General features: G+C 71.6%; 21 protein-coding genes. All 21 read left to right on the forward strand.

Annotation, left to right across the window (positions count from 1 at the left end; all coding sequences use genetic code 11):
* The first annotated feature begins 38 nt into the window (after positions 1-38).
* The 21 genes from WME79_RS09030 to WME79_RS09130 all read left to right on the forward strand — a co-directional run bounded on the left by WME79_RS09030 (position 39) and on the right by WME79_RS09130 (position 24,815).
* A complete protein-coding gene (locus WME79_RS09030; protein WP_437534231.1) occupies positions 39-803 on the forward strand; it encodes an SDR family oxidoreductase in 765 nt (254 codons plus the stop codon).
* A gap of 321 nt (positions 804-1,124) precedes the next feature.
* Positions 1,125-1,337 (forward strand): (2Fe-2S)-binding protein, encoded by a 213-nt coding sequence (locus WME79_RS09035; protein ID WP_437534232.1) that lies wholly within the window; start codon positions 1,125-1,127, stop codon positions 1,335-1,337.
* 198 nt (positions 1,338-1,535) lie between these two features.
* Positions 1,536-2,006: a bacterioferritin gene (gene bfr, locus WME79_RS09040; RefSeq protein ID WP_437534233.1), complete on the forward strand. Its 471-nt coding sequence runs from the start codon at positions 1,536-1,538 to the stop codon at positions 2,004-2,006.
* 210 nt (positions 2,007-2,216) lie between these two features.
* Complete coding sequence (locus tag WME79_RS09045; protein WP_437534235.1) at positions 2,217-3,572, forward strand: sigma-54-dependent transcriptional regulator; 1,356 nt, start codon at positions 2,217-2,219, stop codon at positions 3,570-3,572.
* Between the two features lie 396 nt (positions 3,573-3,968).
* A complete protein-coding gene (locus WME79_RS09050) occupies positions 3,969-4,376 on the forward strand; it encodes a response regulator (RefSeq protein ID WP_437534237.1) in 408 nt (135 codons plus the stop codon).
* Between the two features lie 9 nt (positions 4,377-4,385).
* The gene (queA, locus tag WME79_RS09055; RefSeq protein ID WP_437534238.1) at positions 4,386-5,510 is read left to right on the forward strand and encodes a tRNA preQ1(34) S-adenosylmethionine ribosyltransferase-isomerase QueA; all 1,125 of its coding nucleotides are present in this window, start codon (positions 4,386-4,388) and stop codon (positions 5,508-5,510) included.
* Complete coding sequence (tgt, locus tag WME79_RS09060; RefSeq protein ID WP_437534240.1) at positions 5,507-6,691, forward strand: tRNA guanosine(34) transglycosylase Tgt; 1,185 nt, start codon at positions 5,507-5,509, stop codon at positions 6,689-6,691. The genes queA and tgt overlap by 4 nt, the downstream gene beginning before the upstream one ends.
* A gap of 325 nt (positions 6,692-7,016) precedes the next feature.
* Positions 7,017-8,702 carry a response regulator gene (locus tag WME79_RS09065; RefSeq protein WP_437534242.1) on the forward strand — a complete coding sequence of 562 codons (1,686 nt, stop codon included), beginning with the start codon at positions 7,017-7,019 and terminating at the stop codon, positions 8,700-8,702.
* Between the two features lie 71 nt (positions 8,703-8,773).
* A complete protein-coding gene (locus WME79_RS09070; RefSeq protein ID WP_437534243.1) occupies positions 8,774-10,936 on the forward strand; it encodes a GYF domain-containing protein in 2,163 nt (720 codons plus the stop codon).
* 73 nt (positions 10,937-11,009) lie between these two features.
* Positions 11,010-11,414, forward strand: coding sequence for a cobalamin B12-binding domain-containing protein (locus WME79_RS09075; RefSeq protein WP_437534245.1), 405 nt, complete (start codon positions 11,010-11,012; stop codon positions 11,412-11,414).
* A 509-nt stretch (positions 11,415-11,923) separates the two neighbouring features.
* Entirely contained in the window at positions 11,924-12,382 is a 459-nt protein-coding gene (gene mraZ, locus WME79_RS09080; RefSeq protein WP_012234291.1) for a division/cell wall cluster transcriptional repressor MraZ, read from the forward strand.
* A gap of 20 nt (positions 12,383-12,402) precedes the next feature.
* Positions 12,403-13,326 (forward strand): 16S rRNA (cytosine(1402)-N(4))-methyltransferase RsmH, encoded by a 924-nt coding sequence (gene rsmH, locus WME79_RS09085; protein ID WP_437539805.1) that lies wholly within the window; start codon positions 12,403-12,405, stop codon positions 13,324-13,326.
* Positions 13,323-13,676 (forward strand): hypothetical protein, encoded by a 354-nt coding sequence (locus WME79_RS09090; RefSeq protein ID WP_437534247.1) that lies wholly within the window; start codon positions 13,323-13,325, stop codon positions 13,674-13,676. Before rsmH ends, WME79_RS09090 begins: the two co-directional genes overlap by 4 nt.
* The gene (locus tag WME79_RS09095; RefSeq protein ID WP_437534248.1) at positions 13,673-15,760 is read left to right on the forward strand and encodes a penicillin-binding protein; all 2,088 of its coding nucleotides are present in this window, start codon (positions 13,673-13,675) and stop codon (positions 15,758-15,760) included. Before WME79_RS09090 ends, WME79_RS09095 begins: the two co-directional genes overlap by 4 nt.
* A complete protein-coding gene (locus WME79_RS09100; protein WP_437534250.1) occupies positions 15,757-17,361 on the forward strand; it encodes a UDP-N-acetylmuramoyl-L-alanyl-D-glutamate--2,6-diaminopimelate ligase in 1,605 nt (534 codons plus the stop codon). Before WME79_RS09095 ends, WME79_RS09100 begins: the two co-directional genes overlap by 4 nt.
* Positions 17,358-18,488: a phospho-N-acetylmuramoyl-pentapeptide-transferase gene (gene mraY / locus WME79_RS09105; protein WP_012234296.1), complete on the forward strand. Its 1,131-nt coding sequence runs from the start codon at positions 17,358-17,360 to the stop codon at positions 18,486-18,488. The genes WME79_RS09100 and mraY overlap by 4 nt, the downstream gene beginning before the upstream one ends.
* A 4-nt stretch (positions 18,489-18,492) precedes the next feature.
* Positions 18,493-19,863, forward strand: a complete 1,371-nt coding sequence (gene murD / locus WME79_RS09110) for a UDP-N-acetylmuramoyl-L-alanine--D-glutamate ligase (protein ID WP_437534252.1) — start codon at positions 18,493-18,495, stop codon at positions 19,861-19,863.
* Entirely contained in the window at positions 19,863-21,185 is a 1,323-nt protein-coding gene (ftsW, locus tag WME79_RS09115; protein WP_437534253.1) for a putative lipid II flippase FtsW, read from the forward strand. The genes murD and ftsW overlap by 1 nt, the downstream gene beginning before the upstream one ends.
* Positions 21,179-22,390 (forward strand): undecaprenyldiphospho-muramoylpentapeptide beta-N-acetylglucosaminyltransferase, encoded by a 1,212-nt coding sequence (gene murG, locus WME79_RS09120; RefSeq protein WP_437534255.1) that lies wholly within the window; start codon positions 21,179-21,181, stop codon positions 22,388-22,390. Before ftsW ends, murG begins: the two co-directional genes overlap by 7 nt.
* Positions 22,390-23,799: a UDP-N-acetylmuramate--L-alanine ligase gene (gene murC / locus WME79_RS09125; protein ID WP_437534257.1), complete on the forward strand. Its 1,410-nt coding sequence runs from the start codon at positions 22,390-22,392 to the stop codon at positions 23,797-23,799. The genes murG and murC overlap by 1 nt, the downstream gene beginning before the upstream one ends.
* The gene (locus WME79_RS09130; RefSeq protein ID WP_437534258.1) at positions 23,796-24,815 is read left to right on the forward strand and encodes an FtsQ-type POTRA domain-containing protein; all 1,020 of its coding nucleotides are present in this window, start codon (positions 23,796-23,798) and stop codon (positions 24,813-24,815) included. The genes murC and WME79_RS09130 overlap by 4 nt, the downstream gene beginning before the upstream one ends.
* Positions 24,816-24,911 lie beyond the last annotated feature (96 nt).

Here is a 24,911-nt window from a genome sequence, read left to right on the forward strand (position 1 = left end):
ACACGGTGATCGGGAGCGATCCCTGGAGGAGTGCGATCATGCGACTCGAGGACACGAAGTTCGTCGTCACAGGTGCTGCCCAGGGGTTGGGTCGCCACTATGCGCTGCGGCTCGCGGAGCTCGGGGGCCAGGTCGCCGCCGGCGACATGAACGAGGAGGGGCTCGCGTCGCTCGTCGAGGCGAGCAAGGGGCTCGCCGGAAAGGTCCACGCGCGGGCGGTCAACGTGGCGGTGGAGGCGGAGGTGGAGGCGTTCGTCCGCTTCGCGCACGAGGAGATGGGCGGCCTGAACGGCCTCGTGAACAACGCGGGCATCCTGCGGGACGGTTTGCTCGTCAAGAAGGACCGGCAGACGGGGGCGGTCGTCAAGCTGAGCGCGGCGCAGTGGCAGGCCGTCATCGACGTCAACCTGACGGGGGCCACGCTCATGGTCCGCGAGGTCGTCGCGAAGATGATCGAGACCGAGCAGAAGGGCGTCATCGTCAACATCAGCTCCATCGCGCGCCACGGCAACCGCGGCCAGTCGAGCTACACCGCCGCGAAGAGCGCGCTCGCGGCGAACACGAAGACCTGGGCGCTCGAGTTCGCGCCGTTCGGCATCCGCGTCGGCGCTGTTGCGCCCGGCATGATCGAGACGCCCATGACGCAGGGCATGCACCAGAAGGCGCGCGACGCCTTGGTCGCCATGATCCCTGTGGGCCGCATCGGCGTACCCGAGGACATCTGGCAGGCCGTGCGCTTCGTGATCGAGTGCGAGTACTTCAACGGTCGCTGCATCGACGTCGACGGCGGCCTCACGATGTGACGCTGTCACGCGGCCGACCGCTCCCCGGCGGGCGTGCGTTCGCGCCTCGCCTCCCGGCCGCGCTCGCGCGGCGTCATCTCCCGCCGGTCTGACCGGCTGCATCCTGCCCGATCCCTCTCCCTCCGGTGCTCCTGTGGCGCTCGACCGACCGAGCACTGCTCGGTGCGCTCGCGCTCGCTCGCTCGCTGCTGGCCCGATCCAAGGGGGATTTCGGACCACGAGCCAACGCGGCGATCCGCCCAGGCGACATTCCCCTTGACGCTGCGATATTGAAAGCTATGTTCAATATCAATCCCACCCGTTCCGTAGCCGGGGGTCTGCATGTACGTCTGCCTCTGTATGGGCGTCTGTGATCGAGAGATTCGCGAAGCGATGAGCGAGGGCGCCTGCTCTGTTTCGCAGGTGATGGAGTGCACGGGCGCCGGTACGCGGTGCGGCTCCTGCCGGTCGACGATCGCCGAGCTTGTCGGCGAGCGCGACGGCGCCTCGACGCCGCGCCGCCTCACGATGGCGCCGGTCTCCAGCGCAGCCTGATTCTCCGGCTTGACCGGCAACACCCTGAAGGCCCTGGTTTCCGTCGGGAGCGACGGCCGCGGCATCTATTTCCTTAGAAACTGCTTGCGCACCTCTACGGACCTTGCGCATTTGTGCGGGGCGCTGGCGTTCCAGCCAGCGTCCCCCGCCTGACAGGGGCGGGGCCAGCACGACAGCCATGAGCGCGAGAGGGGTCCGATGAAGGGTGCAAAAGACGTCGTTGATGCGTTGAACGAGGTGCTTGCCGGAGAGCTCGTTGCGATCAACCAGTATTTTCTGCACGCGAAGATGTGCTCGCACTGGGGCTTCGTCACGCTCGCTGCGCATGGGCGCGCCGAGTCGATCGACGAGATGAAGCACGCCGATGCGATCATCGAGCGCATCCTCTTCCTGGATGGGCTGCCCAACCTCCAGCGCCTGGACACCCTGCACATCGGGCAGAGCGTGCCGGAGCAGCTCAAGAGCGACCTCGATCTCGAGTACCACGCGGTCAAGCGGCTCAACTCGGCGATCGCCCTCTGCCGCGACAAGGGAGATCGCACCAGCGAGGATCTCCTGGCCGAGATCCTCGAGTCCGAGGAGGAGCACATCGACTGGCTCGAGACACAAATCGGGCTGATCGAGAAGCTCGGCGAGACAGCCTACCTCGCCCAGCAGATCCGCGAGTAGGGGAGGGTGGGGGACGCTCCTCGCGCAAAGGGCGTCCCCCGTGCACCCTTCTGGCGGCGGAGGTCGTGCTTGACGTACGATGCTCTGGACGCATGTCCAAGGCGCCGCGGACGACCGTGCTCGCGCGCTTACGCGCCAGCGCGGCACGTCGGTCGTGATCGTCGCGCCGCCCTCGTCCCCGGAGGAGGATGAGCGCGGCGGGGGAAATCCATGTCGAAGATTCTTGTCGTCGATGACCAGCGGAACATGCGGACCACGCTCGCGATGATGCTGCGTGGCGCCGGGTACGAGGTCGATGAAGCGGCGGACGGCAGCCAGGGCGCCGATCTGGGCGCCAAAGGGGCGTACGACGTCGTGCTCACCGACCTCCGGATGGGCGGCTTCGACGGGATCGGCGTCCTGCGCGCGGTGAAGGAGTCGAACGCGAACACGGAGGTCATCGTGATGACCGCGTACGGCACCATCGAGAGCGCGGTGGAGGCGATGCGGCTCGGCGCGTTCGACTACATCCAGAAGCCGTTCTCGGAGCAGGAGCTCCTCGTGAAGGTCGAGCGCGCGATCCAGAACCGGAAGCTCACCGGCGAGGTGCAGCTGCTCGCCAGCGAGTTCAAGGAGCGCTACCGGTTCGAGAACATCGTCGGCCGCTCGCAGGCGGTCCGCGAGGTGCTCGGCCGGATCGTCAAGGTCGCGCCGACCGACGCCACGGTGCTCATCACCGGCGAGAGCGGCACCGGCAAGGAGCTCGTCGCCAAGGCCATCCACGCCAACAGCAAGCGCGCCGACCGCCCGTTCGTGCCGGTCAACTGCGCCGCCATCAGCGAGACGCTCCTCGAGAGCGAGCTGTTCGGCCACGCGCGAGGCTCGTTCACGGGCGCGATCTCGGCGAGGAAAGGGCTGTTCGAGGAGGCCGACGGGGGCACGTTCTTCTTCGACGAGATCGCCGAGACCCCGCTCACCTTCCAGGCGAAGCTGCTCCGCGCGATCCAGGAGAACGAGATCCGCAGGGTAGGCGAGAACAAACCCATCCACGTCGACGTGCGCATCATCGCCGCGACGAACCAGGAGCTCCTGACCGCGGTGTCGGAGAAGCGGTTCCGCCAGGACCTCTACTACCGGCTGAACGTCGCGCGCTTCGTGCTCCCGCCGCTCCGCGCGCGTCGCGAGGACATCCCGATCCTCTGGGAGTTTTTCCTGGAGAAGTACAACCGCAAGATGAGCTGTCGCGCCCGCGCCGCCGACGGCGTCATCGAGGCGCTGACGCAGTACGACTTCCCCGGCAATATCCGCGAGCTCGAGAACATGGTCGAGCAAGCGGTGGCCCTCTCGGGCGGCGGCGTCATCAGCGTCGACGACGTGCTGCCCGCCGCGGTGCAGCCGCAGCGCGCGCCCGAAGCCGGCGGCAGGCTGCTCGCCGACGTGGTCGACTGCGCCGAGCGCCAGGCGATCGAGGCCGCGCTGCGGGAGTGCGACGGCAGCCGGGAGCGCGCCGCCGAGGTGCTCGGGATCAGCGCGACCACGCTGTGGCGCAAGATGACCCGCCTGACGATCACGTATCCCCCGGGCTGAAACGGCGCCGATCTGCCGGGCGTCTTCCATCGCCTACCGGCCGGGCTCAGCAGCTCGCTCCCGCGGGATACAGCGACCTCAGGCGGACCGCGCTCGGCGGGGCCGTGCTCCCCCGGCACCGCGACCTGCTGCCCATCGAGCTCAGCCTGCATTCCTCCGCTCGGGTCGTATGGATGCGGCCGCTCGATCCGAGCAAACCATCTGACTCAGCAGTAAATCGAGGGAGCTAGCCTACGCTAGATTGCATCTTTGCAATGATGCAGTGTCGGGATTTGCCTTAGTGCAATGAGGCGGCTGATGTAGACTGTGCTCTTCTGTTTCACTTTAGCGTCGGCAACCGCAACGCGTCGATTCGGGAACTTGGCCCGGCGATTGCTAGACAAGTAGGCGTATTAGATGGCGGCGATTGCCGCAGGAGGACGCTTAATGGCCCGCATGCTGATCGTGGACGGTGAGAATTCCCAGCGTCGCGCTCTTTCGGCAGGGCTAAGCGTCGAGGGGTTCGAGGTTGTGTTCGCCGCCTCGTTCCAGGATGCGCTGCTCACCCTCGGCTCGTCTCCGATCGATGTGGCGATGATCGACCTGATGATGCCGGACCTGAACGGCCTCGATCTGGCGCGGCATATCCGGCATGCGTACCCGGGGGTGCGGGTCGTGCTCTCCAGCGCCTATCATCTCTCCGCGCGCCAGGTCGAGCGCGCCGACTGCGGCGCGGTGGCCTTCGTCCCCAAGCCCTATCAGGTGGGCGAGATCTGTCGCTTCCTCCGCGCCAAGACGAACGTGCTCACGCCCGCGTCGTGCTAGTAGCGCGGCGTGCGCTGCGAGCTGCTCGACTACGAACTCCCTGAAGCGCTGATCGCTTCGCGACCCCCCGAGGAGCGCGACGGAGCGAGGCTCCTCCTGGTCGATCGCGGCCGCAGGGCGGGCGAGGTCGAGCACACGGCGATCCGCGATCTCGACCGGTACATCGAGCGCGGCTCGCTCGTTATCGTCAACGACACGAAGGTCGTCCCCGCTCGTCTGTTCGGGAGGAAGCGCGGCTCAGGCGGGCAGGTCGAGCTCTTCCTGCTGCACCGGCTGGACGGGGCGCCGGCCGGCGCGGAGGACCTCGGCGGAGGGCCGCAGGAGAGCGCGCCGCTGTCCGAACGCTGGCGAGCGATGGGGCGCGCCTCCAAGCCGATACGTCCGGGAGCGGTGCTCGATCTCGAGCGCGACGGCGCGCTGGTCGCGGAGGTGCTGGAGCGGGCCGAGGACGGCGTGCTCACGGTGCAGCTCTCCTCGCCCGCGGGGCTGTCCGTCGCCGCTGCGATCGACGCGTACGGCCACGTCCCGCTCCCGCCTTATCTCGGCCGCGGCGACGACGCGTCCGATCGCGAGCGGTACCAGACCATCTTCGCCCGGGTCCCAGGAGCGGTCGCCGCGCCCACGGCGGGCCTCCACCTCTCGCCCGGCCTCGTCGAGCGGCTCCGCGCGAACGGGGTCGAGATCGCGAGCGTCACGCTGCACGTCGGCCTCGGTACGTTCCAGCCGGTCACGGTCGACGATCTCGACCTGCACCCGATGCACGCGGAGGTCTACTCGATCCCGGACGCGACCGCGGGCGCGATCGCGGGCGCGCGCGAGCGCGGCGCGTCGGTGATCGCCATCGGCACCACCGTGGTTCGCGCGCTGGAGTCGGCCGCCGATCCGGCCCGCGCAGGCCTCGTGCGGGCGCAGTCCGGGGAGACGCGCCTCCTCATCCAGCCGGGCTATCGGTTCCGCGTCGTCGACGCCCTGCTGACCAACTTCCACCTGCCGCGCTCGACGCTGCTCGCGCTGGTGTTCGCCTTCGCCGGCCGCGAGCGCACGCTCCTCGCGTACCGCGCGGCGATCGACGCCGGCTACCGTTTCTACTCGTATGGTGATGCCATGCTGATCCGCGGGGTGGATGCGCCATGAGCCGGACCCCTGGCTTCTCCTTCTCCGAGCTCGCGAGGGACGGGCATGCCCGGACGGGCGTGCTCTCCACGCCGCACGGCGACGTGCTGACCCCGACGTTCATGCCGGTCGGCACCCAGGGCAGCGTGAAGACGTTGACCCCGGCCGAAGTGGCCGCGACCGGCGCGAGGATCGTCCTCGGCAACACGTACCACCTGTGGCTTCGCCCTGGCCCCGAGCTCGTCGCGCAGCTCGGCGGTCTGCACGCGTTCACCCGCTGGCCGCACGCGATGCTCACGGACTCCGGGGGCTTCCAGGCCTTCTCGCTCGCCGAGCGGCGCACCCTCGTCGAGGACGGCTTCGTGTTCCGATCGCACCTCGACGGCGCTCGCAAGGCGCTCACGCCCGAGGTCGCGATGGAGGTGCAGGGGCTGCTCGGGGCCGACATCGCGATGCAGCTCGACGTGTGTCCGCCAGGCGGCGCGCCGCGCGCAGAGGTCGAGGAGGCGTGTCGCCTGACCACGCGCTGGGGGAAGCGCTGCCTCGCCGCGAAGCGCCCGAGCCAGGCGCTCTTCGGCATCGTGCAGGGAGGCACCTCGGTCGCGCTGCGCATGGCGCACGCCGATGAGCTCGGCGCCTTGCCGTTCGACGGGCTCGCCCTGGGCGGCTTCTCCGTGGGCGAGCCGATCGCGATGATGCACGAGGTCATCGCGCAGATCGGGCCGCACCTCGACCCGACGCGCCCCCGCTACCTCATGGGCGTGGGGACGCCGCTCGACCTCGTGCACGCCATCGGCGCCGGGGTCGACATGTTCGACTGCGTGCTCCCCACCCGGAACGCGCGGAACGGGCAGGCGCTCACGCAGCACGGCAAGATCGTCATCAAGCAGGCCCGCTACAAGGAGGATCGTTCGCCGCTCGATCCGACCTGCGCTTGCCCGACCTGCGCCGGTGGATACAGCCGCGCGTACCTGAGGCACCTCTACATGGCCGGCGAGATCCTGGTGCTGCGCCTGATGACGGAGCACAACCTCCACCTCTATGGCCGCCTGATGCGAGAGGCGCGCGCGGCGATCGCCGAGGGGAGGTACGCGGCGTTCGCTCGCGAGTGGCTCGGCGCGAGCGGCGCCGGTAATGCAAGCGACGCGAACGACGCGAACGACGCGAACGATACGGTGGGCGCGACCGAGTCAACCGAGTGACCCTACATCGTCGCCATGGCCTCTTCGATGCGTTCGCGGAGCCGGTGCAGCGGGCGCCGTCGCGCCGCCGGCGCATCGCCTGCGCTGCCCGGAGGGTTCCGGAGTAACATGGGCGGATGGTGAGCTCTCGCCTCTGGCGTCGGGACGCGCGCTCGGATCCGCGCGCATCGGGCGGCGTCCTGGCCGCGCTCGACCCGGCCGTATGCCCGAGCCGCCGGCGCACGAGCCCGAGCCGGTCGTGTCGGTCGGATGGCCGCCTTCGCGCGCGGGTCGCGTGCTTGCCCGCGCATTCCTCGTCCATTAGCCTTCGAACTCGGCCCGCGGAATGACGCAAGACGCCAACAAGAAGCCGCTCGGACGCATCCTCCTGCAGCAACGGGCGGTCACCCAGCCCCAGCTCGAACAGGCGCTCCTCGAGGCGCGTGCGAAGGGGGTGCCCCTCGCCACGAACCTCATCGAGAGCGGCACCGTCTCCGAGGTCGCTGCGCTGAAGGCCCTCTCCGAGCAGAGCGGCGTTCCTGGCATCGATCTCAACCAGGTCTGCATCAAGCTGAGCGACCTCTCCATCCTCCCCCGCGAGATCGCCGCCAAGCACAAGCTCCTTCCCGTGCTCGTGCGCGAGGATCGCATCCTCGTGGCCATGGCCGCGCCCGCCGACAAGAAGGTGATCGACGAGCTCGAGTTCGTGACCGGCAAGCGCGTCTTCCCGTACATCGCGCTCGCGGGCCCCCTCGTGCGGACCATCGCGGCCGCCTACGACATGAAGGAGCAGGGCGAGCCGTTCTACGTGGGCGCCAAGTGCCCGCCCGAGGTGCTGAAGCGGGCCGGGCTCGGCTCCACGGCGGCGTCCGCTTCCGAGGCGCCGCCTGCGCCCCCGCCCGCCCCTGCGCAGCCTGCGCCGCGCAGGCCTGCGTCCGCCGTGCCCCCAGCGACGGTGGCCCAGGCCCCGGTGGCCCAGGCCCCTGCAGCGCCTGCTCCCAGCGCCGCCCCGCCGCCGCCGCCACGGCCTGCGCCGGAGCGCCCGCGCGACGACGCGGAGATCTCGTTCGCCGATCTCACCGACGAGCCGAGCCCGCCTGCTGCCCCGTCGCCAGCACGCCTCTCCCCGGCGGGGCCGCCGCTCGTCGTCGACGACGCCATGCGGAGGGCGGCGGCGGCCGACGAGCTCACGGACACGGATTTCGGCACCGCAGACCGCGATCTCTCCGTCGTCGAGTCGCTCCCGGGCGCAGGCAAGGCGCCGCAGGGCGATCAGACCACGATCCTGGTCGTCGACGACGAGCCGGAGATCCGGAAGCTGCTCCGTCGCATCTTCGAGGAGCGCGGGTACCGCGTGGAGGAAGCCGACCGCGGGCTCCTCGCGCTGCGCATGGTCAAGGAGAATCCGCCCGACGTGATGATCCTCGACGCCATGCTGCCGGAGGTGCACGGCTTCGACATCGCCCGCCGCATGAAGGGCACCCAGCGCTACGGCCACATCCCGATCATCATGATCTCGGCCGTCTACCGCGGGTGGCGGTTCGCGGAGGATCTGAAGTCGAGCTACGGCGTGGAGGCCTACATCGAGAAGCCCTTCCGCGTCGCCGATGTCGTCGCCGCCGTGGAGAACGCGCTCCAGGCGCGCTCGATCCGCGGTGATCAGGACCGGATCTCGGCGGAGGCGGAGCGCCTCCTCGCCGCGGGGATCGCGGCGTATCGCGCGGGCGATTTCGACAAGGCCGTGCGGCACCTGCGCGAGGGCACGGCCATCGACCCGCTCGCGTACCGGCTGCACTTCCACCTCGGCCTGCTCTACGGCAAGCAGGGGCAGCTCTACGACGCCATCCAGGAGCTGGAGACGGCGCTGCACATCAACGGCAAGCACTTCCCCGCGCTGAAGAACCTCGCCGTGCTCTATCAGAAGGCCGGGTTCCGCAACAAAGCCATCGAGACCTGGGAGCGCGCGCTGGGCGTCGCTCCCGATGACCCGACGCGGCAATCGATCAAGGAGCACTTGCTCGGGCTGCTCTGACCGCCTACCCCATGTCGTCTTGGTCCAAGCTGTCGTAGACTGCGCCATTCCACCGGCAGGCGCGTCCTTGGATGAAATTCATCTGCGATAACTGCAAGGCCAAGTACCAGATCGGTGACGAGAAGGTCGCCGGCAAGATGGTGCGGATGCAGTGCCGGCGATGCGGGCACCTCATTCAGGTCAGCGCGAGCGTCACCGAGAGCTCCGTGGCGCGTGCTCTCCCGGTCGAGCCGCCGCGCGAGGCGGGCGACGACGCGCACGTCGCCCCTCCGAGCGACGAGGCGCCGGCGGCGGACGCGGGCGCGGCGAGCCCGTTGAAGCCGCCGCTGGCTTCGTCCCAGGGCCAGGGCGCCGCTCCGGCGCCGCCCCGGCCGGCATCCCAGGCGCTGCCGCGCCCAGGGGGCGCTCCTCGACCTCCGGTCGCGCCGCGCGCTGTCCCCGGACCGGCGTCGAGCCCGCGTCCGGCGACCGCACCGCAGGTCTCCCCGGCACCCCGGCCTGCCCAGCCGGCACCCGCGGCGCCGGCCCGTTCCCCTGCGCCTGCCGCCAGGGCGGCGGAGCCCACGCCGCCGGCGGGGGCCGCGGGCGCGTTCACGCGCGCGATGTCCAACGACCGCCCGCTCGGGAAGGCGCCGGCCGTGCGCGCCACGTCGAGCGAGGACTGGTACGTCGGGGTCGGCGGCGTCCCGCTCGGCCCGGTGCGGCTCTCGGTCATTCGCGACAAGGCGCTTGCCGGCGCGGTGGACGGCGAGTCGCTCGTCTGGCGCGAGGGCTTCGATGAGTGGCAGCCCCTCAAGAACTTCCCGGAGCTGCTCGAGATCGTCACGCAGGCTCAGTCGACCCGCCTGTCCCCGCCTGCGCGCCGCATCAGCACCACGGGCTCCTCTGTCGGTCAGCCGCAGGCGTCTCCGTCGGCGAAGGCGCCCTCCTCGTCGAGGGTCCCTGCGGTCCCAGCGGCCGTGCCCGCGCGCCCGGCGACGCGCGAGCCGGAGCCTCCTGGCCTGAACGAGCAGGCCCCGGCGGTCGCCGCCTTCACGGCGGCGGGGACGCCCGGTGCGTCGGCCCCGCTGCCCGCGCCGGTCGCATCGTCGGTCGCGTCAGCTACGTCCGTTGCGTCCGTCGCGCGCGTCGCCCCGGTTGCGCCAGCAGCAAGCGCGCCGGCTGCGTGGCCAGGAGCGCCGTCAGGCGCCGGGCGGCCCCACGCCGCGGGCGCTGCGCCGGTAGAAGTGCTCGCCGATCCCTTCGCGGCCGATCGCACGGCCCCCGTCGCGTTTGCGCCCGGACCCGAGCTGGCCGCGTCCGCCTCGACCGAGCTCGCTCGTGGGGCCGGCGGCCTGGCCGCGGGCGGGTCGCCCTCTGCGGCGGCGCCCGCGGGCGGCCTGGCCGCTGGGGGAGCGCGTTCTGCGACGGCGCCAGCAGGCGGAAGGCTGACCGCAGGGGGCTCACCCAGCGCGCCGGCGGGAGCCCTCTCCGCCGCGGAGCCCGCACCTCTGGTGGCCACGCCTGGCAGCCTGGTGGAGACGGTCGCGCCACGGCGGCGATCGGGCATGAGCCCGCTCGCTTACGCCTTCATCGCCATGGCAGCGGCGTTCGGTGGCGTCTCCGCTTTCGTCCTGCTCTCCCCGAAGCCGCAGCCCGTGCAGGTCGTGACCGCCCCCCCGCCGCAGAGCCAGCCGGCCGATTTGCCCACGGCGGCCCCGCCGCCGCCGCCGAGCGTCGAGCCGGACGCGCCTGCGCCAGCCGAGACGGCTTCCGCCCGGCCAGAGGTCGCTTCGACGGGCAAGGCGGGCGGCGTCGCGAGCCAGCGTCTTCCGACGGACAAGCCGGTCGCTCCATCGGCCTCTGCTTCTGCCCAGTTCGACCGGTCCGGGTTCGGCGCTGGGGTCCCCGGCCCCTCGTCCGGACCGGGCAGCCAGGGGGCCGGCGCCGGCTTGAGCCAGCTTTCCCAGGGGGAGATCTCCGGTGTCGTCGAGTCGAACCGCCCCAGCGTCCGGCGCCACTGCTGGCAGCCTGCCCTCGACGCGCGCGCCAGCAACGCGGCCAGCACCGCCAGGGTCTCGGCTTCGGTGGTCATCGGCGCCTCGGGCGCCGTCCAGTCGGTCTCGGCCGGCGGGTCGGAGAAGGATTACCCCGGCCTGGCGAGCTGCATCGCCTCCCGGATCAAGTCCTGGCGGTTCCCTCCTTCCTCGGGTTCCACCCCCGTGACGATTCCGTTCGTCTTCGCCGCGCAGTAGAGCGGGGTGCATCCCCGCGGAGCGCGGGCGCTTCGCTTTACGTTTGCCCGAGCAGGCGGTAATCGACGCGCTCATGGCAGAGCGCAAAGTCCGAATCCTCGTGGCGAAGCCCGGCCTGGACGGCCATGACCGCGGCGCCAAGGTGGTCGCCAGGGCACTCCGCGACGCGGGCTTCGAGGTGGTCTACACGGGCCTGCACCAGACCCCCGACATGATCGCCTCCGCCGCTGTGCAGGAGGACGTCGACGCCGTGGGGCTGTCGATCATGTCCGGAGCGCACAACACCCTCTTCCCCGCGGTTATCGAAGCGCTCCGGAAGCACGGGGCCGAGGACATCGTGGTGTTCGGTGGGGGCATCATCCCGGACGAGGACATCGCGCGGCTCCAGAACGCCGGCGTGAAGGGCGTCTTCACCCCCGGGACCACCCTGAAGAGCATCGTGGAGTGGGTCCAGACCAACGTGACCCCCCACAGCTGACCGCCGCCGCGGCGCGCCTCCCCACTCTCCACCACCGCGGCGCGCCTCCCCACTCTCCACCACCGCGCTCCCCCCCGTCCGGTTTCCCCCCCAGCCAAGGGCTCGCTGAGCCCGTCCGGTAACCCGGCTACGCACCCGTTCGCCCGGCCGCGAATCGACGTGCTCAGGGCGGCGATCCGTCTTGCTTGCTTTCCGTCTTGCCAGCGTCCGCCCGACGCGTTCCAGCCCACCTCCGAGCGGCCCCCCACTTCCTCCCACGGCCTTGCCCGAGGGGCATTTGTCGATAAATCGCGCTGTTTTGTGGGGTGAGACCTTTACGGTTTATGTCCTACATAGGTGGCGGATGAGGTCCAGAAATCTCCCAAACTGTTGACACTCGGCACCTCACTCCGTAGCGTGGCGGAGCTTCGTGGGAAGAAGTGGCAGAGAATGTCACGACGCGGCGTGCGCCCGGTGGAGCAACGCCTCGCCAACCCCTCGGCGGGACGGGCCAGCCGGAGCTGGGGTCGATGAGCACGATGTTTCGCGGTCACTTCGAGCACGCGATCGACGCGAAGGGGCGCACGAGCCTCCCTTCGCGCTTTCGCGACGTGCTCGCGGCCGCGAACGACCTGCGGATGGTCATCACCCCGGCCCTCTTCGACCCCTGCCTGCACGCGTACCCGATGAAGGCCTGGGAAGAGCTGGAGGCGAAAATTGCAGCACTTCCGCAATTTGACTCGAACGTGGTCGCCTTCCGGCGCCGTTACCTGTCCGCGGCCGTCGAGTGTGACCTTGACAAGCAAGGCCGGATCCTCATTCCGCCGTCCCTCCGCGAGCACGCGGACCTCACGAAGGACGTGCTGTGGGCGGGCATGGGCCAGACGATCGAGCTCTGGTCACAGGAACGGTGGAAGGCCGCTCAGCAGATGAGCGAGGTCGAGCTTCAGAGCTTCAAGAACGCAATCGCGGAGCAGTTCCGCCTATGAACGTCGTCAATGTAGTCCCCATGCACCTGCCTCCTCCGCCGCCGCGCCCGCGTGGCGAGCAGCACGTCTCCGTCCTCGGCCGCGAGGTGCTCGCCGCGCTCTCACCGGTCAGCGAGGGCGTCTACGTCGACGCCACCCTCGGCGCCGGCGGCCACACCGCGACGATCCTCGAGACGCCGGGCGCCCGGGTCATCGGGATCGATCGCGACGAGCGCGCCCTCGCCATCGCGCGCGCCCGGCTCGCCCGCGCGGGGGATCGGGTGACCTACGTTCACGGCGAGTTCTCCGAGATCGAGCGGCACCTCGCGGCCCTCGGCGTCCCGCAGGTGGACGGCCTCGTGGCCGACATCGGCGTGAGCTCCATGCAGCTCGACGACCCGGCCCGCGGCATGAGCTTCCGCGCGGAGGGGCCGCTCGACATGCGGATGGACCCGAGCCGCGGCGAGACGGCGCTCGAGCTCATCGAGCGGCTCAGCGACGAGGAGCTCGCGGATCTCATCTACCGCTACGGCGAGGAGCGCCGCAGCCGGAGGGTCGCGCGTTGCATCAAGCAGGCGGCCGACAGCGGCGAGCTCGAGACGACGCTCGACCTGCGGCGCGCCGTGGTGCGCGCGGTCGGGCCGGCGCGCATCGGCGGCGTCGATCCGGCGACGCGCACGTTCCAGGCGCTGCGCATCGCGGTGAACGGTGAGCTCGACCAGCTCGAGGCGCTGCTCGAGGCGGCGCCCAGGATCATCGCGCCGGGCGGCGTGCTCGCCGTGATCTCGTTCCACTCGCTGGAGGACCGCATCGTCAAGCGCGCGCTGCGCGAGCCGGAGGTCTGGGAGCCGCTGACGAAGAAGCCGGTGACCGCGGCCGACGACGAGGTCGCCGACAACCCGAGGGCCCGCAGCGCAAAGCTCCGCGCCGCGAGGCGCGTGGGCTGGGCGGAGGCGCTCGCGTGACGCAGCAGCGTCCGTTCCTCATTCTGTGGACGCTCGCGGTGGCCGCGACGGTGGCGGCGTTCGTCGTGCACCTCGCGCTGCGAGGGCGCACGGTCGACCTGGGGTACAAGCTCGGGCGAGCGCGCGCCGAGCAGGCGCGGCTGCGTGAGGTCAAGCGGGTGCTCTCGCTCGAGGCGGCCAGCTACGAGACGCCGCAGCGCGTGGAGATGGTCGCCCGCTCGCTGCTCGGCATGACGCCGCCCCCGCCCGAGCGCGTGATCCCGGTGCGGGGCTACTCGGCGCCGCCCGGCGAGCGCGAGCCCGAGGGCGAGGAGTCCGGCAGCGCGCCGCCGAGCGGAGGGCAGCCGTGAAGAACCTCGATCCCCGGCGCGCGCGGTGGATCCGCATCCGCATGGGGCTGCTCTGCGGCCTCATGGCGCTCGGCCTGGGCGGCGTCGTGTCCGGCGCCTACCGCATCGAGGTCGAGGACGGGGACGCGTGGTACGACCTCGCCGAGCGGCAGCGCCAGCGGCGGCTCCACATCACGCCGAAGCGCGGCACCATCTACGACAGGAACGGCGCGCCGCTCGCGGAGAGCGTGGAGGTGCCCAGCGTCTCCGTGGACGCGGTCGAGATGCTCCGCGGCATCGAGGAGAAGTACGTCCCGATGCGGATCCAGCAGTATGCCGAGCGCATCGCGCAGGCGCTCTCGCTGCCGCTCGAGGAGGTCGTGGAGAAGCTCAGCCGGCGGCGCCGCTTCGCCTGGCTCAAGCGCCGCATCTCCGAGCAGGAGGTCGAGAACGTCCGCGCGCTCGGGGACAGGACGCAGCGCTATCCGGTGCGCGGGCTCGTGATCGAGGGCGAGGGGCGCCGCTTCTACCCGAACCGCGAGCTCGCCGGCCCGCTGCTCGGCTTTGTCGCCACCGACGGCGAAGGCAAGGAGGGGATCGAGCTCAGCCTGGAGCACGAGCTCCGCGGCAACGCGTCCGAGGTGCGCGGGCTCCGCGATCGATCGGGCCGGCTCATCTTCTCGGAGGGGATCGAGGACGAGCAGGCGCTCGCCGGGCACAACGTCCACCTGACGATCGACAAGGGCATCCAGTTCACCGCCGAGCGCGAGCTCGAGGCGGCGATGAAGACCTACGAGGCGCTCGGCGGATCGATCGTGGTCGTCGATCCGGAGAGCGGCGAGATCCTCGCGATGGCGAGCGCTCCGGGCTTCAACCCGAACGACTACTCGCAGAGCGATCCGGGGGCGCGGCGCAACCGCTGCGTCGTCGATCGCTTCGAGCCCGGCTCCACGATGAAGGTGTTCGCCATCGCGAGCGCGATCGCCGCGAAGAGCGTCTCCCCCAGCGCGACCATCTACTGCGAGGAGGGGAACATGGCGATCGACAACGTCGTGATCCACGACACGCACATCCACAAGTGGCTGACGTTGCCGCAGATCCTCGCCCAGTCGTCCAACATCGGCACGGCGAAGATCGCGCTCGGGCTCGGCGAGCAGCGGCTCTACGAGGGCTTCCGGCGGTTCGGCTTCGGAGACCTGACCGGCGTGCCGCTGCCGGGCGAGTCCGTGGGCGTGCTGCGGCCGCGCGGACGCCCCTGGGTCCAGGTCGAGACGGCGGCTGCCGCGTTCGGGCAGGGGATCAGCGTGACCACGCTCCAGCTCGCGATGGCGTCGGCGTCGATCGCCAACCACGGGCGGCTGCTCGAGCCGATCCTGATCAAGCGGGTCACCGACGGCACGGGCGTCACGCTGTCGGAGGCGTCGCCGCGCGTGCGCCGCGACACGGTGCCGGCGCCGATCGCGCGGATGATGTCGGAGATGCTCGTCGCGGTGACGGAGGGGGACGGGACCGGCGTCGAGGCTGCGATCCCTGGGTTCCGCGTCGCGGGGAAGACGGCCACCGCGCAGAAGATCGATCCCGCGACGGGCAAGTACACGGACACCCACTACGTGGCGTCGTTCGTCGGGTTCGTCCCGGCCGAGAGGCCTCGGATCGCCATCGCGGTGGTGCTCGATGAGCCGATGGGCGGCACGTACGCCGGTGGTTCGGTCGCGGCGCCCGTCTTCCGTCGGGTCGGTGAGATGGCGCTGCGCTACCTGGGCGTTACCCCGCGCGGGAGCGTGCCGATGAAGCTGTCGGAGATCAGCGAGCAGTCCGGGGAGGACCTCGCGGCGAGCACCTACCAGGTGCTGAGCGAGGCGCGCGCCGCGGCCGCGCCGATCTCGACGGGGGTGGTCACGCCGTCCGCGCCGCTCAAGGCGGGGGAGCTGCGCGTCCCCGATCTGACAGGGCTGCCGCAGCGCGAGGCCGTGAAGAGCGCCGCGGCGCTCGGGCTCGATCCGAGCGTCGAGGGCACGGGGCGGCTCGCGCGCCAGGAGCCTCCGCCCGGGACCGTGCTGCCCAAGGGATCGCCCCTGAAGCTCATCTTCGAGCCCCCCACATGACGGAGCACGATCACAAGGAAGCCAGCCTGGCCGAGGTCGAGCTCGCGCTCCGCCTCGGCGACGTGCTGCGCGAGATCCCGGGCGCCGCGCTCTCTCCGGCGGGCGCCGCGGACATGGTCGTGACGGGCGTGCACCTCGACTCGCGCAAGGTGGAGCAGGGGGACATCTTCGTCGCGCGCGCGGGCGCGCGGGCGCACGGCGAGCGCTTCATCCCCGAGGCCATCGAGCGCGGCGCGCAGGCTGTGATCGTCGCCCGCGGGAGCGCGGCCGACACGCTCGGCGCCGCGCGCGTCGAGGTCCCCGACGTGCCGCTCGCGCTCGCCCAGGCTGCCGCCGTGGTCTACGGACACCCGACCTTCACGCTCGAGGTCGTCGGCATCACCGGTACGAACGGCAAGACGACGACGGCTCACCTCGTCCAGGCCTGCATCGACCGGTGCGGCGGCCAGGCCGGGATCGTCGGGACGCTCGGTTACCGCTTCGGCGATCTCGATGTCCACGCCTCGCACACGAGCCCCGAGGCGGACGAGCTCGCGCGCGTCGCCGCCGCGATGGTCGCCCGCGGCGCGACGCACCTCGTGATGGAGGTGTCGTCGATCGCGCTCGCGGCGAAGCGCGTCGACGCGGTCCGGTTCCGGATCGCCGTCTTCACGAACCTCACGCAGGATCACCTCGACTACCACGGCACGATGGAGGCGTACGCGGCGGCGAAGGCGCGCCTGTTCGTGGATCTCGGCCCCGGCGCCGCGGTCATCAACGTCGACGATCCCTTCGGGCGGCAGCTCGTCGAGATGCTCGCCCCTGGCGGGCTCTCGCGCCCGACCGCGGCCACGCTCGCGCGCTACTCGGCGGAGGTGGGCGCGGGACCGGACGCCGCGGAGATCGCCCCCGTCGAGCTCGCGCACAGCGCGAGCGGCACGTTCATCCGCGCCCGCACGCCCGCCGGCGAGGTCACCATCCGCTCCCACCTGCTCGGCGCGCACAACGCGTCGAACCTGCTCGCCGCCCTCGCCGTGGCCTACCTGCTCGGGTTCGACGTCGGTGACGCCGCCGCGGCGCTCTCGTCTCCGATCCAGGTCGCGGGCCGCCTGGAGCGCTGCGATACCCCGGGCGCCGACGATGTGATCGTGCTCGTCGACTACGCGCACACGCCGGACGCGCTCGCCCGCGTGCTCGCGAGCGTCCGCGCCCTCGGCGGCGGGCGCATCCTCTGCGTCTTCGGGTGTGGCGGCGACCGCGATCCGCTGAAGCGGCCGCAGATGGGCGAGGCGGTCGGCCGCGCCGCCGACGTCGCCATCGTCACGAACGACAACCCGCGGAGCGAGGACCCGCGCGCGATCGCCGACGCCATCCTGCCGGGGCTCGCCGCCGGGCGCGCGCGCGTCGTCGTCGAGCTCGATCGGGCGCGCGCGATCGAGCGCGCGGTGCTCGACGCCGAGCCGGGGGACGTGGTCCTCATCGCCGGCAAGGGCCACGAGCCGTACCAGATCATCGGCGGCGTCACGCTGCCGTTCGACGATCGCGACGAGGCGCGGCGCGCGCTCGCCGCACGCCGCGCGCGCGCCCTCGGCGAGCAGCCGTCGCACGGAGGTGCGGGGTGATCTACGAGCTCTTCTACCCGCTCAAGTTCCACTACGGCTGGCTGAGCTGGCTCAACGTCCTCCGCTACATCCCGTTCCGCACGATCATGGCGACGATCACCGCCATGGTGCTGACGTTCGTGCTCGCGCCGTGGTTCATCCGCGAGCTCCGGCGCAAGCAGATCGGGCAGGTGGTCCGCGCCGAGGGGCCGGAGACGCACAAGATCAAGGCGGGCACGCCGACGATGGGCGGCGCGCTCATCCTGCTCTCGCTGCTGCTCCCCACCGTGCTGTGGGCCGACCTCAGGAACCCCTTCGTCCTCGCGACGACGGCCGTCACCGCGGGCTACGGCGTCATCGGCTACCTGGACGACTTCCTCAAGATCAAGCGGCGGAACAGCGGCGGCCTGCCCGGGCGCTACAAGCTCATCGGCCAGGTGCTCATCGGCGGCGCGGCCGTGGCCTACACGTTCCTGCTCGCGTCCAAGCTCCCGCCGGACTGGGCGGAGATCAGGACGCGGCTCGCGATCCCGTTCGTCGCGTTCTCGAAGTACCCGATCGAGCTGCCGCTCTACGTCTACATCCCGTTCGCCGTCTTCGTCGTGGTCGCGACGTCGAACGCCGTGAACCTCACCGACGGCCTCGACGGCCTCGCGATCGGCCCGGTGATCATCAACGCGGGGACCTACCTCATCCTCGCGTACATCGTCGGCGCCTCCATCGCGAGCTTCTCGCTCGCGACCTACCTCGACATCCCGGCGATCGCGTCGGCCGGCGAGCTGTCGGTGTACTGCGGCTCGGTCATCGGCGCGGGGATCGGCTTCCTTTGGTACAACACGTACCCCGCCCAGGTCTTCATGGGGGACGTCGGGTCGCTCGCCCTAGGAGGCGGGCTCGGGATGCTCGCCGTCTTCACCAAGAACGAGCTCCTGTCGATCATCCTCGGGGGGATCTTCTTCATCGAGACGGTCAGCGTCATCACGCAGGTCCTCTCGTTCAAGCTCACCGGCAAGCGCGTCTTCTTGATGGCGCCGATCCACCACCACTACGAGAAGAAGGGGTGGGCGGAGCCCAAGATCATCGTCCGCTTCTGGATCATCTCCATCCTCCTGGCGCTGGTCTCCCTGGCGTCGATGAAGCTGCGGTGAGGGCATGATGGACGTCCGCGGGCGAACAGTGATCGTCGTGGGGCTCGGCCGGAGCGGCGTCGCGGCCGCGCGCCTCCTGAACGCGCGCGGCGCGCGCGTGATCGCGAACGACGGCGCGCCGCGCGAGCGGCTCTCCGCCGCGGCCGCGGCCCTCGAGGGCGAGGGGGTCGTCCTCGCGCCGGGCGGGCACGATCCGGCGCTGTTCGACGGCGCCGACCTCGTGGTCGTCTCACCGGGCGTGCCGTCGTTCCCCGCGCTTGACGCCGTCGCTCGCTCCGGGCGCGAGGTCATCGGCGAGCTCGAGCTCGCGTCGCGCTTCGTTTCGGCGCCCGTCGTGCTCGTCGGCGGGACCAACGGCAAGAGCACGACGACGGCGCTCACCGGCGCGATGCTCGATCGGGCCGGCCTCCGCACGTTCGTCGGCGGCAATTTCGGGATCCCCCTCGCCGAGGTCGTCGACCAGGCGTGGGACGTCCTCGTCCTCGAGATCTCGAGCTTCCAGGCGGAGCGCGTGCCGACGCTGCACGCGCGCGCCCACGCGCTGCTGAACATCACGGACGATCACCTCGACCGCTACCCGAGCTTCGCGGCGTACGCCGACGCGAAGGGCAACCCGTTCGAGCGCATGACGCCCGACGATGTCGCGGTCGTCCCCTTCGGCGACGAGCTCGTCGCCCGCCAGGCGGCGCGCGGGCGCGCCCGCGTCGTGACGTTCAGCGCGCGCGACGCCCGCGCGGACGTGAGCGCCGCGGGGGACGCGATCGTCGATCGCGTCGCCGGCGCCCGCTACCCGCTGGATCACGTGCGGCTCACGGGCGCGCACAACCTCGCGAACGCCTGCGCCTCCGTCGCGCTCGCCGCCGCGCTCGGCGCTCCCGCGGTGGCGATCGGCGACGCGCTCTCGAGCTTCGAGGGGCTCGCGCACCGGACCGCGCTCGTCGCGGACGTCGACGGGGTCCGCTATTACGACGACTCGAAGGGGACCAACGTCGGCGCCTCCGTCGCCGCGCTCTCTGGCCTGCGCGAGGCGAAGGCCGTCCTGATCGCGGGCGGGCGCGACAAGCTTGGCGACTACGCCCCGCTCGTGTCCGCGCTGCGCGAGCGGGGGCGCGCCCTCGTCGTCCTCGGCGAGGCCGCGGACCGCATCGCCGCTGCAGCCGCCGGCGTCCTGCCGATCGCGCGGGCGGGCTCGATGGTGGAGGCGGTCCTCGCCGCGCGCTCCCTCGCCCGGCCGGGCGACGCGGTGCTGCTCAGCCCCGCGTGCTCCAGCTTCGATATGTTCCGCGACTACAAGGACCGCGGCGACGCCTTCGTCCGCGCGGTCCGCGAGCTCCGGGGAGCTGCCGGCGGGGCCGCCGGGGAGGTGGCGTCGTGATGTCGTGGAGCAGCGCGTTCGGCGCGCGCGCCGATGCACCCAAGAACCGGCACGTCGGTCCCCCGGACCAGGAGAAGGCGGCGCCGGGCGGGATCGCGGCGGCCGCCGAGGCCTTCTGGAAGGTGCGATCGAGCCCGTCGGGGCCGGTCGACGCCTTCCTCGCGGCGGTCGTCACGGCGCTCATCGGCTTCGGCGTGGTGATGGTCTACAGCGCGAGCGCCGTCGAGGCGACGGTCCGCTACAAGGACGCGCAGTTCTTCCTCAAGCGTCAGGCAGTCTACGCGGTCCTCTCGATCGCCACGATGTGGATCACGAGCCGCATCGATCACCGCCGGCTCAAGGTCCTCACGTACCCGGTGCTCATCACCGTCACCGGGATGCTCGTCGCCTGCGTGGCGGGGCTCGGCCACAAGGCCGGCAACGCCTACCGCTGGATCTCGCTCGGCCCGGTCCACGTGCAGCCGGCCGAGGTGGCGAAGCTCGGGATCGTGCTCTGGCTCGCCTACTCGCTGTCGAAGAAGGCCGAGCGCATCAAGTCGTTCTCCGTCGGCTTCCTCCCGCACCTCCTCGTCGTCGGGCTCTTGATGCTCCTCTGCCTCAAGCAGCCCGACTTCGGCAGCGCGGTCGTGCTGCTCTTCCTGACCTTCACGCTGCTGTTCGTGGCGGGCGCGCGCGTCCCGTACATCGCCGCGTTCTCGATGCTGCTGGCGCTCGCCGGCGCCGCGCTCGTTCGCTTCAGCGGCTACCGCTACGCGCGCTACCTCGCGTGGATCGACATGGACAACAACCGCGCGGACCTCGCCTACCAGCCGTTCCAGTCGGTCATGAGCTTCGGCTCGGGCGGGCTCTTCGGCCTCGGCCTCGGGCGAGGGCTGCAGGTGCTCTACCTGCCGGAGGCGCACACCGATTTCGTGTCCGCGATCGTCGGCGAAGAGCTCGGCTTCGTCGGCATCCTCGGCCTGTGCGCCGCATACCTCGTCATCGTCTCACGGGGCGTGAAGATCGCCCTCGAGGCGGCCGACGACTACGGCAGCTTCATGGCGTTCGGCATCGCGACGCTCTTCGGGGTGCAGGCGATGACGAACCTCGCCGTCGCGATGGCGATCCTCCCCACGAAGGGGCTCACGCTGCCGTTCCTCAGCTATGGCGGCTCCTCGTTGCTCGTGAACGCCGCGGCCGCGGGCATCCTGCTCAGCATCAGCCGATCGCGGACCGTCGTGGCCCCCGAGAAGCGCGGCGAGGCGGGCGCTGCGCCGATCCCGCACGCGCCGAGCGCGTCGGCCGTGGTCGCCGCGTCGGCCGAGGAGGGCGGCACATGGTGACCGTGCTCATCGCCGGAGGCGGCACCGGCGGCCACGTCTTCCCGATGATCGCCGTGGGCGACGCCGTCCGTGCCGCGGCGCCGGACGCGCGCGTCGTCTACGTCGGCACCGCGCGCGGCATCGAGGTGCGCGTGATGGGCGAGCGCGGCGACGACCTCGAGCTGCTCCACGTCCTGCCGCTGCGCGGGGGCGGCCTCTCCGGCTTCGTACGCGGCGCTGCCCGCGCGGGCAGCGTCCTCCCGGAGGCGCGGCGGCTCGTCGAGCGGCTCGACGCCCGCGTGGCGCTCTCGCTCGGCGGGTACGCCGGCGGGCCGGTCTCCCTCGCGGCCCGCTCGCTCGGGGTTCCGGTCGCGATCCTGGAGCCGAACAGCGTGCTCGGGCTGTCGAACCGGCTGCTCTCGCCCATCGTCGATCGCGCGTACGTCGCCTTCCCGGAGACGGCGCGCGCGCTGCGCCCGAGCACCGTGCGCCTCTTCGGCGTTCCCCTTCGGCGCGCCTTCGCCCGCGCCCCGTACGCGCCGCGCGAGGGCGCGCTCCGCCTGCTGGTGCTCGGCGGCAGTCAGGGCGCGCTGGCGCTGAACGACGTCGTCCCCCGCGCGATCGCGCGAGGCCGCGAGCGCGGCGTCGACCTCGAGGTGGTGCACCAGACGGGCAGGGATCGCGAGGCCGCGGTCCGGTCGCTCTACGCCGAGCTCGGCCTCGCGGGGCGCGCTCGCGTCGTCCCATTCATCGACGACGTGGCGGAGGCGCTCGCCGCGGCCGACGTCGTGATCGCCCGCGCGGGCGCGTCGACGCTCGCCGAGCTCTGCGCTGTCGGGCGCCCTTCAATCCTGATTCCCTACCCGTTCGCGGCCGACAACCACCAGCTGAGGAACGCGCAATCCCTCGAGCGGGCCTCCGCCGCGGTCGCGATCGCCCAGGGCGACGCCACCGAGCTGCGCCTCGCCGACGAGATCGCCCGGCTCGCGGCTGCGCCGGCGCACCGCGCCCGCATGGCGGACGCGGCGGCGACCTTCGCGACGCGGGACGCCGCGGCGCGCGTCGCCGCCGATCTGCTCGAGCTCGCGCGGGCTCCGCGCCACCGCGCGCTGCGCTTCCCCACCCTCGGAGGGCGCGCGGGGCGCGCTGACGAGGCGCAGCGCGGCGCCGTGACGAATCAGGTCGCGCCGCTCGGCGCTGGCCTCGGCTGGGAGGAGGCAGGCTGATGTTCCGCGGTCGCGTTCGCCACGTCCATTTCGTCGGCATCGGGGGCGTCGGGATGAGCGGCCTCGCCGAGATCCTGCGCTCGCTCGAGTTCGAGGTCTCCGGCTCGGATCTCAAGGAGAGCTCGACGACGCGGCGGCTCACGTCGCTCGGCGTCCGGATCGACATCGGCCACCGCGCCGAGAACGTCCGCGGCGTCGATGTCGTCGTGTACTCGAGCGCCATCCGCCCCGAGAACCCCGAGCTCACCGAGGCGCGCGCGCTCGGCACCCCGGTGATCGGTCGCGCGGAGATGCTCGCCGAGCTGATGCGCGTGAAGTACGGCGTCGCGATCGCGGGCTCGCACGGCAAGACCACCACGACCTCCCTGGTCGCCACGGTCCTGCGCGCCGCCGGCCTCGATCCCACCGTCGTCGTCGGCGGCAAGATGGCGGCGCTCGGCACGAACGCGCGGCTCGGCGCCGGTGACCTGCTCGTCGCCGAGGCCGACGAGAGCGACGGATCGTTCCTGCGGCTCACCCCGACGATCGCGGTGGTCACCAACATCGACCCCGAGCACCTCGATCACTACGGCACGCACGAGCGCATCAAGGACGCCTTCGTCGAGTTCGCCGCGCGCGTCCCGTTCTACGGGCTCGCCGTGCTCTGCCTCGACCACCCTCACGTCCAGGATCTGCTCCCGCGCATCCCGCGCCGCCACGTCACGTACGGCGTCTCGCCGCAGTCGGACTACTCGGCGCGCGGCATCCAGTTCCGCGGCCTCGAGACGAGCTTCAACGCGTACCGCCGAGGGGAGCCGCTCGGCGGATTCACGGTGAAGATGCCGGGCGCGCACAACGTCCTCAACTGCCTCGCGACGATCGCGGTCGCGGACGAGCTCGAGGTGCCGCTCGACGCCACCAAGCAGGCGCTGGCCACGTTCGGCGGCGTCGCTCGCCGCTTCACCGTCGTCGGGTCGATCGGCGGCATCACGATGATCGACGATTACGGCCACCACCCGGCCGAGATCCGCGCCACCATCGACGCGGCCCGCCGGGCGTTCCCCGGCGAGGATCACCGCGTCGTCGTGGCCTTCCAGCCGCACCGGCACACCCGCACCCGCGATCTCTTCGACGAGTTCACGCGCGCCTTCAACCAGGCCGACGTCCTGCTCGTCACGGACATCTACGCCGCGGGCGAGCCGCCGATCCCCGGCGTCACCGCGGAGCGCCTCGTCCAGTCGATCCGGGAGCACGGTCACCATGACGCGCGCTTCATCGCCGACAAGGCCGACCTCCCGGAGGCCCTCGAGAAGATCGCCCGGCCCGGCGACGTGGTCATCGCGCTCGGCGCGGGCGACGTGAACGCGTGCGTGCGGGGGCTCAAGGCGCGGCTCGAGGCGAAGTCGCCGCCGCAGGAGGGCAGCTCATGACCGAGCGTCCCAGCGCGCCCCCGCCGAACCGTCGCCGCACGCTGCCTTCGGTGCCCGCGGCGCCGTCGGTCCGGGCGGCCTCCGCGCGCGGCTCGAAGCCCGAGCCCGTGGCGGCGGTGCCGCCGAAGAACGAGCGCGTGCGCGCGTCGACCCCGCCGTCGCACGAGTCGCCGGCCCCGCCCGCGACGAGCGTCTCCGTGCGCCCGCCCCGCCCGTCGGCCGCCGAGGGCGCGCCCCCGGCGACGCGCACTCGACGGCCGATCGCGCGCCACCTCCGCGCGCTGCAGCTGCTCGCGGGCGCCGCTGTCGTGCTCGTCGCCTCGACCGCCGTCGCGTGGGGCGCGCGACGCTACATCGTGTCGAGCCCTCGCTTCGCCGTGCGCACGGTGCTCGTCGACGGCGTCCAGCGCCGGTCCGCTGAGCAGGTGGCCAGCTCCGGCGGCATCGAGGTGGGCAAGAACATCTTCACGCTCGATCTCGAGCTCGCCGGCGCCTCGATCGCCACCGACCCCTGGATCGAGAAGGCGACGGTCACGCGCAGGCTCCCCTCGACGATCCACGTCGACGTCGTCGAGCGGGAGGCGCAGGCCCTGGTCGCGATCGGCGGCGATCTCTACCTCGCGACGCGCGACGGCGAGCTCTTCAAGGAGGTCGCCGGGGACGACCCCGTCGACCTCCCGATCGTCACGGGGATCACCGGCGAACAGGTGGCGCGGGATCGCCCCGGCGTCGTCATCGCGGTCCGGCGCTTGCTCGACGTGGTCGAGGACCTGGAGCGCGCGGGCGTCGCGCGCCGCTATCCAACCCAGGAGCTCCACGTCGAGCGGGACGGGTCGATCGTCGTCACCATCGGAAAGGAGGCGATCTCGCTCCACCTCGGGCAGCCACCCTACCGGGACAAGGTCGCCCAGGCGTCGCGGGTGCTCACCGAGCTCGCCCAGCGAAAGGCGAACGCGTCGGTGATCTTCCTCGACAACGACGCGCACCCCGAGCGCGTCGTGGTGAGGATGAGATGAGCGCCGTCGGGCCCGCTCTCCGCGCCGGCGATCGCCGAGCAAAACTTGGCCGGTGCTGCTGGCTCATGGCAGCGTCGTGCCCGCCTTACACGCGCA

Origin of the sequence: Sorangium sp. So ce726 (genome assembly GCF_051521405.1) — a bacterium.
Taxonomy (GTDB): Bacteria; Myxococcota_A; Polyangia; order Polyangiales; family Polyangiaceae; genus Sorangium.

What these genes read in the sequence shown, in the direction of transcription:
- WME79_RS09030 (WP_437534231.1), top strand. Translation starts at nt 39, where the DNA reads ATGCGACTCGAGGACACGAAGTTCGTCGTCACAGGTGCTGCCCAGGGG.
- WME79_RS09035 (WP_437534232.1), top strand. Translation starts at nt 1,125, where the DNA reads ATGTACGTCTGCCTCTGTATGGGCGTCTGTGATCGAGAGATTCGCGAA.
- bfr (WP_437534233.1), top strand. Translation starts at nt 1,536, where the DNA reads ATGAAGGGTGCAAAAGACGTCGTTGATGCGTTGAACGAGGTGCTTGCC.
- WME79_RS09045 (WP_437534235.1), top strand. Translation starts at nt 2,217, where the DNA reads ATGTCGAAGATTCTTGTCGTCGATGACCAGCGGAACATGCGGACCACG.
- WME79_RS09050 (WP_437534237.1), top strand. Translation starts at nt 3,969, where the DNA reads ATGGCGGCGATTGCCGCAGGAGGACGCTTAATGGCCCGCATGCTGATC.
- tgt (WP_437534240.1), top strand. Translation starts at nt 5,507, where the DNA reads ATGAGCCGGACCCCTGGCTTCTCCTTCTCCGAGCTCGCGAGGGACGGG.
- WME79_RS09065 (WP_437534242.1), top strand. Translation starts at nt 7,017, where the DNA reads ATGACGCAAGACGCCAACAAGAAGCCGCTCGGACGCATCCTCCTGCAG.
- WME79_RS09070 (WP_437534243.1), top strand. Translation starts at nt 8,774, where the DNA reads ATGAAATTCATCTGCGATAACTGCAAGGCCAAGTACCAGATCGGTGAC.
- WME79_RS09075 (WP_437534245.1), top strand. Translation starts at nt 11,010, where the DNA reads ATGGCAGAGCGCAAAGTCCGAATCCTCGTGGCGAAGCCCGGCCTGGAC.
- mraZ (WP_012234291.1), top strand. Translation starts at nt 11,924, where the DNA reads ATGAGCACGATGTTTCGCGGTCACTTCGAGCACGCGATCGACGCGAAG.
- rsmH (WP_437539805.1), top strand. Translation starts at nt 12,403, where the DNA reads ATGCACCTGCCTCCTCCGCCGCCGCGCCCGCGTGGCGAGCAGCACGTC.
- WME79_RS09100 (WP_437534250.1), top strand. Translation starts at nt 15,757, where the DNA reads ATGACGGAGCACGATCACAAGGAAGCCAGCCTGGCCGAGGTCGAGCTC.
- murD (WP_437534252.1), top strand. Translation starts at nt 18,493, where the DNA reads ATGATGGACGTCCGCGGGCGAACAGTGATCGTCGTGGGGCTCGGCCGG.
- ftsW (WP_437534253.1), top strand. Translation starts at nt 19,863, where the DNA reads ATGTCGTGGAGCAGCGCGTTCGGCGCGCGCGCCGATGCACCCAAGAAC.
- murG (WP_437534255.1), top strand. Translation starts at nt 21,179, where the DNA reads ATGGTGACCGTGCTCATCGCCGGAGGCGGCACCGGCGGCCACGTCTTC.
- murC (WP_437534257.1), top strand. Translation starts at nt 22,390, where the DNA reads ATGTTCCGCGGTCGCGTTCGCCACGTCCATTTCGTCGGCATCGGGGGC.
- WME79_RS09130 (WP_437534258.1), top strand. Translation starts at nt 23,796, where the DNA reads ATGACCGAGCGTCCCAGCGCGCCCCCGCCGAACCGTCGCCGCACGCTG.